The 13,445-nt window shown below is 43.2% G+C and carries 11 protein-coding genes; 3 read left to right on the top strand and 8 right to left on the bottom strand.

Translation table 11 applies throughout. The features are described 5' to 3' along the window. Positions 1-12: 12 nt before the first annotated feature. Together fadB and Q4519_RS10380 are read right to left on the bottom strand one after the other, a co-directional pair. Positions 13-2,157 (bottom strand): fatty acid oxidation complex subunit alpha FadB, encoded by a 2,145-nt coding sequence (gene fadB / locus Q4519_RS10375; RefSeq protein WP_303511991.1) that lies wholly within the window; start codon positions 2,155-2,157, stop codon positions 13-15. Positions 2,158-2,932: 775 nt separating this feature from the next. Next, a complete protein-coding gene (locus Q4519_RS10380) occupies positions 2,933-3,271 on the bottom strand; it encodes an N-acetylmuramoyl-L-alanine amidase (protein ID WP_232802684.1) in 339 nt (112 codons plus the stop codon). A gap of 121 nt (positions 3,272-3,392) precedes the next feature. On the opposite strand from Q4519_RS10380, the gene Q4519_RS10385 reads away from it, so the two are divergent. Together Q4519_RS10385 and Q4519_RS10390 are read left to right on the top strand one after the other, a co-directional pair. Next, a complete protein-coding gene (locus Q4519_RS10385; RefSeq protein ID WP_232802685.1) occupies positions 3,393-3,749 on the top strand; it encodes a HopJ type III effector protein in 357 nt (118 codons plus the stop codon). Positions 3,750-3,880: 131 nt separating this feature from the next. Further along, complete coding sequence (locus Q4519_RS10390) at positions 3,881-4,558, top strand: 2OG-Fe(II) oxygenase (RefSeq protein ID WP_303511993.1); 678 nt, start codon at positions 3,881-3,883, stop codon at positions 4,556-4,558. Positions 4,559-4,649: 91 nt separating this feature from the next. On the opposite strand, the gene Q4519_RS10395 is transcribed toward Q4519_RS10390, so the two are convergent. From Q4519_RS10395 to Q4519_RS10420, 6 genes are all read right to left on the bottom strand, one after another. Continuing rightward, positions 4,650-5,072 carry a GtrA family protein gene (locus Q4519_RS10395; protein WP_303511995.1) on the bottom strand — a complete coding sequence of 141 codons (423 nt, stop codon included), beginning with the start codon at positions 5,070-5,072 and terminating at the stop codon, positions 4,650-4,652. Next, entirely contained in the window at positions 5,035-6,009 is a 975-nt protein-coding gene (locus Q4519_RS10400) for a glycosyltransferase family 2 protein (protein ID WP_232802688.1), read from the bottom strand. The genes Q4519_RS10395 and Q4519_RS10400 overlap by 38 nt, the downstream gene beginning before the upstream one ends. A gap of 51 nt (positions 6,010-6,060) precedes the next feature. Further along, the gene (locus Q4519_RS10405) at positions 6,061-8,133 is read right to left on the bottom strand and encodes a DUF2298 domain-containing protein (RefSeq protein WP_303511996.1); all 2,073 of its coding nucleotides are present in this window, start codon (positions 8,131-8,133) and stop codon (positions 6,061-6,063) included. 2 nt (positions 8,134-8,135) lie between these two features. Beyond that, the gene (locus tag Q4519_RS10410; protein WP_303511998.1) at positions 8,136-10,130 is read right to left on the bottom strand and encodes a DUF2298 domain-containing protein; all 1,995 of its coding nucleotides are present in this window, start codon (positions 10,128-10,130) and stop codon (positions 8,136-8,138) included. A gap of 267 nt (positions 10,131-10,397) precedes the next feature. Next, positions 10,398-10,751 carry a hypothetical protein gene (locus Q4519_RS10415; protein WP_232802691.1) on the bottom strand — a complete coding sequence of 118 codons (354 nt, stop codon included), beginning with the start codon at positions 10,749-10,751 and terminating at the stop codon, positions 10,398-10,400. A gap of 274 nt (positions 10,752-11,025) precedes the next feature. After that, positions 11,026-12,174: an iron-containing alcohol dehydrogenase gene (locus tag Q4519_RS10420; protein ID WP_303511999.1), complete on the bottom strand. Its 1,149-nt coding sequence runs from the start codon at positions 12,172-12,174 to the stop codon at positions 11,026-11,028. A gap of 177 nt (positions 12,175-12,351) precedes the next feature. Here Q4519_RS10420 and Q4519_RS10425 point away from each other — a divergent pair, with 177 nt between their 5' ends. Next, the gene (locus Q4519_RS10425) at positions 12,352-13,233 is read left to right on the top strand and encodes an AraC family transcriptional regulator (RefSeq protein ID WP_303512001.1); all 882 of its coding nucleotides are present in this window, start codon (positions 12,352-12,354) and stop codon (positions 13,231-13,233) included. Positions 13,234-13,445: the final 212 nt, after the last annotated feature.

Below are 13,445 nucleotides of genomic sequence, written 5' to 3' on the forward strand. Positions count from 1 at the left end.
AGCTTCGCTCCTTTAATAGTAAATTTCGCCAGCAATGGCTTTTTGTCTTAGGGATTCAGGAACCTGATATAAACTCCCTAAATGACTAAGAGCATCGGCTTTAGCGATAAACGCCGTTAAGCCAAGGTGCTGTAGCCAAGCAATAGCACCACCACGGAAAGGTGGAAAACCTAAGCCATAAACCAACGCAATATCTGCTTGTGCTGGACAATCAATAATGCCTTCATCTAAACAGTGCAGTACTTCATTAACCATTGGGATCATAAGGTAATCGATGATTTCTTCATCCTCGATGACGGCATCTGCAGGGTAATGTTGAGCGAGTAAATCATATGCTGACGAAGCAATCTCTTTAACAAACTGGCCATTTTTGTCGCGAGCATAATGATAAAAGCCTTCACCACTTTTTTGGCCAAAACGCTGCGCTTGATAAAAAATATCAATACAATCCTCGTGCTGCTTGGCCATACGGGAGGGGTAACCTTGCGCCATCACGTCACCCGCATGATGGGCGGTATCAATTCCGACCACATCTAGTAAATAGGCTGGCCCCATCGGCCAACCAAACTGACCTTCCATCACCTTATCTATCTGGGCAAAATCAACACCTTTGGCAATTAAATGCGTAAAGCCAAAAAAGTAGGGAAAGAGAACACGATTAACAAAAAAACCAGGACAGTCATTGACCACGACTACCGATTTACCCATTTTACTGGCCAACGCCACCACGGTATTAATAGTTTCTTCTGATGTTTGTTCGCCGCGGATCACCTCCACCAGTGGCATCCGGTGAACCGGGTTAAAGAAATGCATACCACAAAAACGCTCGGGGTTGGCTAAGCTTCTTGATAATAAGGAAATAGGAATAGTGGAAGTATTACTGGCTAACACGCAATCTTGACTAACATGCTGCTCTGTTTCAGCTAATACTTGCGCTTTCACTTTGGGGTGTTCGACAACGGCTTCTATCACCACATCGGCATTAGAGAGAGAGCCGTAATGTAAACTCGGTGTGATATTAATGAGGGTTTCACCTAAGGTTTGGCCATCAATTCGGCCCCGCTCAAGTTGCTTATTAAGTAACTTATTGGCTTCTCGCATGCCTAATTTAAGCGCCCCAGGGTTGATGTCTTTCATTACTGTTGTTAACTGATTGCTCGCACCTTGATAAGCGATCCCCCCGCCCATGATACCTGCACCTAGCACGGCTAAATGCTGAACATCTTTACCTTGTTTAGCGATTTTTTTAGCTTGTTGTTTAAGATTCTGATCATTAAGAAAAATACCTACAAGCGAGCGGGCTACATTGGTTTTAGCTAATTTGACGAAGTGCTTGTTTTCTACCATTAATGCTTCATCACGCGCCAACCCTGCCGCCTTTTCAATGGCTTTTACCGCGGTAATAGGTGCTGGATAATGATGACCGGCCTTGACTGCGACCATGGCATTGGCCGTAGCAAAACACATCCCCGCTTCAACAGCACTTAAGGTGAGTGGCGATTTTTTCTGCTGTCGCCGCGCTTGCCAATTTAGCTTGCCAGCAATCGCTGCACGCAACATGTCTAAAGCGGCATGCTGCAAATGATCATGGTCAACCACTGCATCTAGCACCCCCACCGCCAGTGCCGCTTGAGCGCTAAACTGTTGACCAGAGGTGATCCACAACAAGGCGTTATCTGCACCAATCAAGCGCGGTAAACGTACTGAACCACCAAAACCGGGCATAATGCCTAGTTTTACCTCAGGCAAACCAATTACTAAAGAAGAAGTCGCGATCCGATAATCACTGGCTAACGCACATTCGCAACCGCCACCCAGCGCAAAGCCACGCATAGCGGTAATAGTGGGTACATTTAGATCTTCTAACTGATTAAAGATGTCATTGGCTTTGACCAACCATTCACTTAACTCATTGTCAGGTAAGGCAAACTTAGGTAAAAACTCGGTAATATCAGCGCCCACCATAAAGTCAGCCTTATTATGGCTAATAATGACCCCTGACAACTCACTCATATCTTGTAAGCATTGCAACGCCTGTTCGAAAGAGACTAAGGTGCATTGGTCAAATTTGTTCACTGAACCGGCACTGTCGAAACGAATTTCAGCTATCCCATGCTCGTGCTGAATCACACTTAGAGCATCACTTTGATATAACATTAAACCTCCTTGCCCCCAGCGGCGTAACAATTATGCGGAGAGAAAATATTGCTGATTTAACCCTAAGTTTAGACAGTGAATATAAACAAGGCGTGACATTTATACCCAATCAACTTGAAGATGCATGTTTCAGAGCACCACCGTGTTTTCAATACTAGGCACGCTAATGCAGGAATGTAGGCACCTTTCAAATTAGCGTAACAACGTAGTGGAAACACGGCGGCGCTCCCAAAGGGCACGTTTTACACACGTTTATGCTGTGTTATTGATTTTGATAAGGGCAAGGCATTACCTGCAATCAATGCCTTGCCTAAACGCGTGTAAAATCTTGCTGAAATCAAGCATCTCCAGGTTGACTGGGTATATTAGAAACAGGTAACTGCGGCTTAAAATTAAATACTCCGCTAAACAATATATTAGTGGATAGCATAAATGGCCAAAGTGAATCGCTAATCACGCACTTACAAAAAATTGATAAATTTACTAGCACTTTTGACTTATTACTCTATTATTTGCTTTATCACTAAGAAGCGCGGGAGATTTATGAAAGAGATAATTGCACTCAGCATTCTGATTCCAACTATGCTTATAACTCTGTTTGCGCTACAACAGCCTGTTATATTTGCTTTACAACTGGGAATATTTCTCCCTCTTGTCGTGTTTCAGTGTGCTTCTCAGTTAACAGAATACTGGCACAAGAAGGCCCAAATGATTCATGCTAAGCACAATGGGTCTTACCAGTCACAGATACATTAGCCTAAATAGTGAATTTAACTTATTTGCTCAAAAACTGAATTATGTAGTCAATAGCTTGGCTGGCTTGTGGGTCAATGGGCCTTTGGTCCTGCAAGTCAGCCAATGCTTTTTTCAACACTTTCAATTGCTCGGGAGTTGGCGGCTGGTCATTAAGTAATAATATTTGCCCGTCACCTTCTATTGATATTGCTAGATGTACTTTATTAGCATCAGATAAGTACAAGTATAAATCTTCCGAATATGGGTCAACTCCCTCAATGCTGAACGGCGGCGACATGACTAGTGCCTCGTCAGCCCAAACGGTCGCGAAGCACAGGTAAGCGCTCAATATCATAAAACTAATATTTTGTATTCTCACTGCTTATCCCTCGCTAGGGTTGGAGTTATCTAACCTCATCACTTAAACTAATGCTTTTATTTTATGGCTGTTGGTGACTTTCTATCACTGCCTAACTTTAATCTAAGCACAAGGACTAGCAATGAGCATAGCGGAACTAATTTCACAACTAAAAAACCAACCAAATAGTATTGAGTTTAATGATGTGATGGCTGTCATTGAAGCTAATTATGACTACAGCCCGACAGAGTTTAGTAATGGTGCTGATAATGATCTTGTCGTTAATGCCGCTGGCACCAATGAAGGCTCATGCCGTTTATTTGCCTTCGCTCAATTGAACCTGCTAGATCAAGCGCAGACACTGGCTTTATTTGGACGCTTTTACCGTGAAGATGTACTGCAAAACCCTGAAGGTAACGACCACGGCAATATTCGCAATTTTATTAAGTACGGCTGGAGTGGTATCAGATTCCAAGGCACTGTCTTGGTCGCAAAATAAGCCCCCAGAGAGATATGCAAACTTAGGTTTGCTTATCTTGCTTTCTCTTCACCGCCACAACAAAATTATTTCGTTTTACTCTGAAGCTCTTTCTACTGTAAATAGTCAGCCGACTTATTTGGATTGAGCTCATGTCTGCGTTAATTAAACAACAGCCCCCTTCTGATGGCATTCCAACTCACTTTGAGGCAATCGCTCAGGCATTAATCACGCAAGGCTACTGTATTATTCCTGATGCCTTAATTTCTGAGCCCGACTTAACCCAAGGGTTATTTTTACAGGCTAGCCAAATGCCAGAGCAAGCCTTTAGTATGGCAGGTATCGGCAGACAACAAGATCACATGCAGAATAATTTTGTGCGCCGTGATGAAATTCACTGGATTGATGGTAAAACCCCTGTTGAACAGGCATGGTTAGATTGGAATAAGCGACTACAAAACTTTTTAAATCGACGCCTCTTTCTTGGCTTGTTTTCTTATGAAAGTCATTTCGCCCACTACCGCCCTGGCGCTTTTTATAAGAAACACATGGATGCGTTTCGTGGCGAAGCCAACCGAGTTTTAACGACCGTTTTTTACTTGAACCCAAGCTGGACTACGGAAGATGGTGGCGAGTTAGTGCTCTACCCTGAACATGATCCCGTCAATCAAAATACGATTTTAGAAAAAGTAATGCCTACCTTCGGCACTATGGTGATATTTTTAAGTGAGGAGTTTCCTCATGAAGTGCTACCCGCAATGCGAGACCGATACAGTATCGCAGGCTGGTTCAGGGTTAACAATACCGAAAAGTTAGACCCTCCGCGCTAGGCATTTCAGCGCCAAAGCCAAGCCTGCATCGAAACAAAATGTACCTTATTAGCGGTCATTTCATGTCGATTCAGGCATAACTTGGAGGTCTTTACTTAAACACCCAAAATTTATTTAGGGCAAAAATGACAACAGGGGTAACAAAGGTCAGTAACACCAAATAAACATAATGATGTAGCCCTAACCAATCGATGGTTATTCCAGCCCACGTTAAGTTAAGTAACAAACCGATAGCAGCGGTCTTTGCAAAGCGAATAAAAGCTTTTTTCTGGCTAGTGACGGCCTGAGCCTCAGTCTTAAAAGTCCATTTAAATTGCCCCAAATAAGACACGCTAAAAGCCACTAAGAAACCTAAAATGTTGGCCGGTAATTGCGCAACATTCACCCAAGCGTACAAAGCATGAAATACCATCGCATGGGTGAGCGTCGCCCCTACTCCAACAACAGCAAAAGAAACCAGCTGACCAAGGTTTATATTATGCACATTTATCTGATGCTTCAGCTTGCTGATCATGGCTGTCATAGATTCCCTCAATTACATACAATGGCCGACTTTTCACTTCTTCAAAGATTCGTCCGATATATTCACCTAATATCCCAATACCAATCAGGTTTATCGCACTGAAAAATAAAATTAAGGAAATTAAAGAAGCATAACCAGGCACTTCAACACCTAGCACTAAGGTTTTGAAAATAGTAAATGCCATATAAAGAAACGCGATAACGGCGACACCGGCACCAAGATAGCTCCAGATCCTAAGAGGAGCTGTGGAGAAGCCTAAAATACCGTCTAGAGCAAAGTTCCACAACTTCCAGTAGTTCCACTTGGTTTCGCCAGCAGCACGCTGTGGACGATGGAAATAAACGTACTCGGTTTTAAACCCAGGAAAAGCAAATAAGCCTTTCATAAAGCGAGCCTTTTCCGGCATTTTACGCACTACATCCAGAACCTTTTGATCGATCAAACGAAAGTCACCGGCGTTTTGCGGAATATCCACCTTACTGATCCGACCGATCAAACGATAAAAGGCCATCGCCGTTTTACGTTTAACAAAGTTATCGTCACGTCGATCACTACGAACGGCCACCACGGAATTAGCACCTTGGCGCCATTTCTCGACCATTTCAGTAATTAATTCAGGTGGATCTTGTAAATCCACATCCATCGGGATCACCGCTTGGCCTTTAACATTGTCTAAGCCTGCGGTTAGTGCCACATCTTTACCAAAGTTACGCGATAGATTGATTAAGCGTACATGGCTATCAGGATCAAGTGCTTTTTGATGCAGGATCTCAAAGGTTTTATCTGTGCTGCCATCGTTAACAAACAATATCTCATAAGACGATACCGCCTGCTCTAAGATTGGTGTCAGCGTATCCAAAAATAGATCGATACTTTCTTCTTCGTTCAGCACGCATACCACGACGCTAAGCTCTGGGTTAATAACCATATGTTCCCCTTCTAATGTCTCTCTTCCTTGAGAAAACGTAATATCTAATTATTATTGGCGGCGCATCCAAATCCCTTTTGGCGGCTGACCGTTGCGATTAAAGCCAAACCAATCATAATGGCTTTTTATTTGTTCGTTTATAGCATGCCAGTTTTGCTGCTGGCCAGCATCAAATACCACATATTCTACGCGGTGAGCTTGCAGCCAATCACGACTTCCACCTAAAGTACCAGCATAAAAGCTGCGTATTTTTTCTGTCATTTTCCACACTTGTGGCACTTCGCCATGCCAAGTGCGCAAATGAGAAGGCCAACCCATTAACACCGGCTTATTGTTAAAAATAGCGTAGACACTGGAATGCATGTAAGCGTTATTAGGCACGTTCTCTAATACCACCCCGCGCGGAGCTTGTTTTAAAAAATTAAACATGTCGCGGTTTTCAGGGTTGCTAGTAAACCATTCATGTCCCTGTAGCTTACCCATGTGTGCTTTATTAGAGTGAGTGAGATAGTTAACCACGTCGATCCCCGCACTAGCGGTCAGCAACAATACAATGATTGCAGGCACTTTGATCCATAGCTTTTCTGCACCTAAACAGATAGCGCCAAACAAGACTAATGCGCCAACATATATCCAGCCCCACCATTTCATCACGGTATTGGTACGGATAAACTTACCGCCAGTCGGGTCATCAATGTAAATCATTTCGCTGATCAGCAATAACAAGCCAAACGTAAGCAAGAACACCACCGTCAATTGACGCCACTTTCGATCAAATAGTGCCAATAGCATCAAGGCTAACACTGGCCACTGCATACCAACGAAGCGTGCCCAAGGCGTATGATCATCACCTGTTACTAACTTAACTGGCGTGGATACGCCCCCACTGGTAAAGCCAATTAAGAATGGATATACCAATATTCCGGCAAATAAGCCGCCCCCGATAAGAGCCGCCCAATCCGGCTTTTGCTTTTGCCAGTAAGTTAACGCTAACCAGCCGCAAAGTAACAAACCTTGCAACGGAAATACCCAAGTATTGGTGATCAACATCAATGGCACCGTGGCGCCTAACATCGCGGTGCACAAACGCACTGCTTGCTGTGCTTGAATAGTCATGATCAATACTAGTGTAATTAACAGTATTAAAAAGCCACCTATCGGAGGATGATAATCACCAACAAAATACTGATAGCCAAAGTTTTCTAGTGGTAGGACGCGCAGCTCAAACTGTTCATTTGGCTTGTCGATTGGAAAGAAGATTTCCGCCATCTCAGCATTGGTTTTATCACCGCCCTCATGGGCATTTTCATCATGAGAACCGGTAAAACGAGCACCCCGTACTAAATTCATAAAAGCATGATTAGAGAACTGATGACGATAGCTATTTTCCACATTAGTAATATCGCGCTCACTGGCTGTTTCAACAAATCCTTGTTGCAGAATTTGTGGCTCGGCAGGCTGTTTATAAACTAAGTGCAGTAACGGTGATAAGCCGGTGCCACCAAAAGCCAAGGTGGCGACTAATAGCAATTTAAGCCAAGAAGACTTCACAAAATGACCGGCTAAGTGCCACGCTAACGTGACCGGTAAAGCCATTAAAATACAGAAAGATAAATTGTATGTCGTACCTATATCTAGGCTGAAAATACGCCCAATGAGCGCACCTAGGTAATGCTGGAATGCGTAGTAGAAATCAAATTTATGAGGTGAGTACCAATTATCATCAGGGGGGAGCGTGTCGCCGCCCATGTAGTTGCTTATAAAATAGAGATCGGTAATGCGCTCTGAGCTAACATTGATAGCAGGCAGTGAAAAACGCCATATAAAGGCATATAAAAATGCCAAACCAAATACCAGTTCAGCACTCCAAAAGCCATTGGCTTTAAGCTGATCCTTTTGTTGGTGCACTAGATAAGCACTGGCCAGCGAGGTGATAGGCCAGAGCCAGTTCAGTGAGCCTAAACCAACAAAGTGTTCAACAAAGAAGAACACTAGGGCAAACAGTAAAACGCCTAAGGCACGCGCTAAGGCAAAGTTAGGTAGCCAACGACGGCAAAACAAGGTTAAGCCCGCTAGATTAAGCCAAATAATCCCCAGCGTGAGGGTGAGATAAATATAATGCATGGTTAATGACTTCCTTGTTCTTTACGCTGCCAAATACCCAGTCTTAAATCGCCATATTCTTTAAACGGCAGCCAAACATAATCGCGAGCAATCTGCTGCTGGATCAACAGCCAACCCTGTTTGTTTCGATCAAAATCTGATTGTCGATAAACAATGTATTCAATTTTATACTTTGCTAACCAATCCAAGCTATTGTCTAATTTCCCTTCATACAGTAGCTGCGCTTCACGCCCACGTTGGTAAATAAAGTCAGAGTTACTACGCCATTGCTTTTGATGCGACGGCCAACCGGTAAATGAAGGTTTATTGGCAAACAATGCCATCGCCGATGCAGAGGTGTAAGCCATACGATCTAGCCCTTCTAACACCACACCATCAGGTGCGTCTTTTAGGTATTGCAGCATTTGCCTATTTTCTGGCAACTTAGTTAGCCAATGATGGCCATTAAGCTTACCAAACGATGACTTGTCCGCAGCGTCGAAATACTCAATCATGGTAATGCTATAGCTACCCAACGCTAATACCGGGATCAAGCTGACCCAGCGCAACCACTTGCTTTGTTTAGCAAATAATATACTGCCTAGAGCGACTAGCATGAATACCTGCGTCCATGACCACCATTTTAAGCTAGTGTTAAAACGCTCCCAGACACCGCCCATGGGATCATCAATAATAACTAACTCTGCTAAGCCTAAAAACAGTCCACTCATCACCATGATAAAGGCAACAATTGGAAATTTTCGTACCATAAATGCAGCTAAGCACCATAAGCAAAGTAGTGGCCACAGCACCAAAAGCCATTGCTTAAAGTCAACATGTTGACCTTCACCAACCCACTTTATCGGCGTGCTTAACGCTTGGCTGGTGAATTCAAATAAAAAAGGATAAGACAGGATCAGCGGAACCAGACCGCCAATCAAAACAGATTTATAACAAAGTGAACGGCCACTAACCTGACGATATATCAGCCAACCAAAAACCAGTAACGCTTGTAATGGCACCACCCAAGTATTCGTAATTAACATCAGTGGCCCGGTTGCCACTAAAATCGCGGTTAGTATGCGTTGCTGAAATAAACGAGTATTAATACGCTCTAATTGGAAAATACAGGCAAGGGCTAGCAGCAATAAAGCAAAACTACCTAAAGGTGGGTGATAATCACCTTGAAAGGTCAGATAACCGATGGTTTCAAGTGGCAACTCCAAATTGGTATCAGGTGCAACTCCTAGCGTTTCTTTAGCAAACTCAGTATTCATCCTAGCATCGTACATACCGATATAGCGCACGCTAGCCCACAGTTTACTTTGCGCAGAATAAGTCGGTTGATTCTCTGGATAGTCATAAAGGTAAGAAACAAAAGGGGAAACACCCGTGCCACCTGCTACAACTGCCAACAACAGTACAATTTTTAAGTATTTGTTGCGACACCAAGTGCTGACAATTGACCACACTAAGCTAAACATAAACGCCATCATCACAGCGCTGGCTAAATTATAGGAATGACCAACACTAAGGTTTAGGATTCGGCCCATTAAAGCTGCAGCATAGTGCTGAAAACCGTAGTAGAAATTGAAAGTGTAACCCGGTAGCCAGTTATCTGGCGGAGGCAGCTGGGCGCCAGCATAGTAGTTACTGACAAAGGACAAGTCGGTAAGTGCTTCTGAGCTACCATCAATTTCCGGAAAAGCCATCTTCCAGAGCAAACCATAGAGCAAGCCAATAACAAATACGACTTCGTGCTTCCACAGCATTTGCTTAAAACATTGTCGTTGCTGATACAAAAACCAAACAGAAGCAAGAGTGGTGAGAGGCCATAGCCAATGCAACTGACCCAAGCCAATGTAATGCTCAGTAAAGAATAAAACTAGACAAAATAATAAGGTGCCAGCGAATTTACCAACCGCATAATGCCCCAAGTATCGTTGCCCAACAACGGCCACTGCAGCCAAATTCGTGCAGAGAATTAGCAAGGTCATTGCTAAAAAAATCAGACTCATAGCCCAAAACTTCCATGATAGTGCGAAATGATTAATTGGCCTAAGCCAGTTAAGTAGCTTCTTCCCGTTACAATCCTTGTCTCAGGAGCGTGCAGTGTAACAAACAACAGCCCGTTTATCTTCGACCAGTTTGGCAAAAAAATGCTAGTAACTGCGGGTTTCCAGCAAAAAAAAACGCTGGTAAACAAGATTTTGATCATAACGCTTGGTATAAAAAAGGCTACCCAATGGTAGCCTAGTCAATTTATACTGAGAAACCCTTTTAAATCAATCAAGTACTAAATTATCCATTACATTCTGCAATTGTAGCCCTTTCGACTGACGAATTTCTGCTCTTTTGAGTTTGTTATGAACTAACTCTAATGTCACACAAAGGGGTTTTTGTACTTCTTTATCAAAGCAATAAATAGTGAAGTGTGTTTCTAATCCAACTTTTTGCTTTGGCGTACTGCGAATAACAGACACCAACGAAAGATTGTCACCAGCAATAGGACTATTATTTAAATAAAAAGTCTGACTATTAATCAGTTTCTTAACTAAACGAACATCCGCTCGACGTTGTTTGTACAACAATGCAAAGGTAATCCCCAGCAAAGCAAAAATGGCAAAATAAAAAATCATACACCCTACTCCTTTATAAATAAGCAATTGAAATAAAAGCTGTCATAACAATTACTCTGACCCGTCTCTACATCCTTGCAAAGAACGAACTGTTAAAACTATAAACAGTACTAGAGACAAATTTTGCCTGATGAATTGAAAAAAAAATGTTGGCTAGGTCTAATTTAGTTTCAGTTTTAGATTTTAATGACTAAATTATTTATTTTAGAGGCTATCAATAGTTTTTTTAATGAGAAATACGGACAAAATGATTAGTTTTGCCCGTGTGATTAGGTTATTTAAGCGCAGCTGTTAATATTTCACGACTGCGCTCAAGTGTTATAGCTTGATGCTCACCAAGTGCCACCATGCCATGCTGCTCTAGCTGGGCAAGGATAGTATTAATTGCAGCCTCTTTATCGCTACCATATTCAACCAGCTGAGTGGCAACGCCTAAACCTTGGTAAAAGTGCTCTATGGCATCGATTGTACGCTCAGCTAAATCTTCACTGGGGTCCAGATTAAATACCGCTTGGCCCATTTGCTCTAACTTTACGCGCTTTGCTTCAATCTGATTGCGGAGCAGCCACGGCTGTACTATCGCCAGTGAGCGGGCATGATCAACACCGTATAAAGCAGTCAGCTCATGGCCGATCATATGTGTCGCCCAATCTTGTGGCACACCTGACCCAATTAAGCCATTTAGCGCTTGGTTAGCTGTCCACATTAAGTTCGCTCGCCATTGATCATTATCGCGTTGTTCATATTGCTCAGCCAACGTTTTAAGGCTAATTAATAATGCTTGTGCATAGCCATCTTGTACAAATGCGCCAACTGGCATGGTTAAGTACTGCTCACAAGTATGTACCCAAGCATCCACAATACCGTTTATCAACTGACGCTCTGGTAAGGTTTTCATTACATCTGGATCCATTACAGCAAACTTAGGCTGCACTGCCGGCGCAAAGAAAGCCAACTTATCTTGAGTGGCTGCGCGAGTGATAACAGCCCCCATGTTTGATTCAGACCCAGTGGCCGGTAATGTTAAGATCGCACCAATGGGTAAAGCTTTGGTCACTTGGTGCTTACCTGTCAAAATATCCCAACCTTCACCATCATATAGCGAGGCTGCAGCCACATATTTAGCGCCATCTATCACCGAGCCACCGCCCACCGCGAGGATGTAATCAAGCTGTTGTTCTTTCACCAGTTCAACCGCGCGATCTAACGTTTCAGCCGTTGGGTTGGCTTCAACACCGGCAAACTCTACAAACTGATGTTGTTTCAGACTATCAACTACTTGGTCATAAACAGCGTTGTGTTTAATCGAGCCACCACCGTACAAAAACAGTACCTTTTTATCACTCGGGATAGCATGACTAATGCTGGCTATTTGCCCTTGACCAAAATGGATCTGTGTTGGATTTACATAAGAAAATTTCATTCGATGCCCTCGCAGTCTCTTGCAGTTATGGGGTTCTAAGTGGTTTATACAACCTAAGCATGTATATTAGTCGCTAAACCCGCTTTAAAATAGGCATATTCTGCGCGATTTATTGCCTATTCCTACCAAAAGAGATATGTTGGATTTTATTTACCGCTATCAAAAAAAGGGTAGAACATGCACCCCTTAGGTCAATTGATGTTGTCTTATGCAATACAGCACAACTTAGAGCAGCTGGACGGCGTTGTTGATACTGCGATAAAAAGCGTTAAGTTTTATCGTACTGGCCAGAGTAGCCAGCGCCAACCTTTGTTGTATCAATCTGGCATTATCATTATGGGGCACGGTGACAAAAGGGTGCATTTAAATGAGCGGGCGTTCAGTTACGGGCCAGGTGATTACTTGGTGCTAGGTGTGCCTTTGCCGCTAGAATGTGAAGCTTTTAGCCGAGATGACCAACCTATTTATGGCATCGCCATTGACGTAGATCCACATACATTATTGCAACTGGTTAACCAACTAGAAAAGCATCACGCTAACACAACCGCTTCGGTCGCTCCTGAGTGTGGACTGGTCGCAGAACGAATGGATCAAGCGATGCTGCAGACTTGTGAAAGGTTACTGCAGTCATTACTAAACCATGCTGAAGCCGAAATTTTAGGAGAGCACCTTGTCACAGAGCTGATTTATAGAATTTTGACAGGGCCGAGAGGTAATGTTTTGTTTAATCTTGCCAAGCAAGATGGCCATTATGCGCGCGTAGCCAAAGCGCTCACTTTAGTACATCAAGACTATTCCCAACCGCTTACTGTTGACAACTTAGCTGCCAGCGCGAGTATGAGTATATCGGCATTTCATCGCGCTTTTCGACAGGTAACACTAGAATCACCGTTACAATATTTAAAGAAAGTTCGCCTTAATAAAGCAAAAGAACTGATCACATTAGAAGGTAAAAGGGTCAATGATGCAGCTCATTTGGTGGGTTACAGCAGTCCTTCTCAATTTAGTCGAGAGTTTAAAAGACATTTTCAAACAACCCCCAAAAAAATTACAGTTTAGCTACTCGAAATGAATCAACAGAGCCCTTTATCAAACCACTTTCGAGTGGTTTTTTGTTTGGTGTGAGTTTTTTCTTCAAACGTAAAAAAGCCCGACTCTTTCGAATCAGGCTTCTACTGCTCGCTATGAGCTAAATTGGCGCTTGGCGGTGTCCTACTCTCACATGGGGAAACCCCACACTACCATCGGCGCTGCTGCGTTTCACTTCTGAG

The sequence above is a fragment of the Motilimonas sp. 1_MG-2023 genome, assembly GCF_030547455.1.
GTDB lineage: Bacteria > Pseudomonadota > Gammaproteobacteria > Enterobacterales > CBDFNC01 > Motilimonas.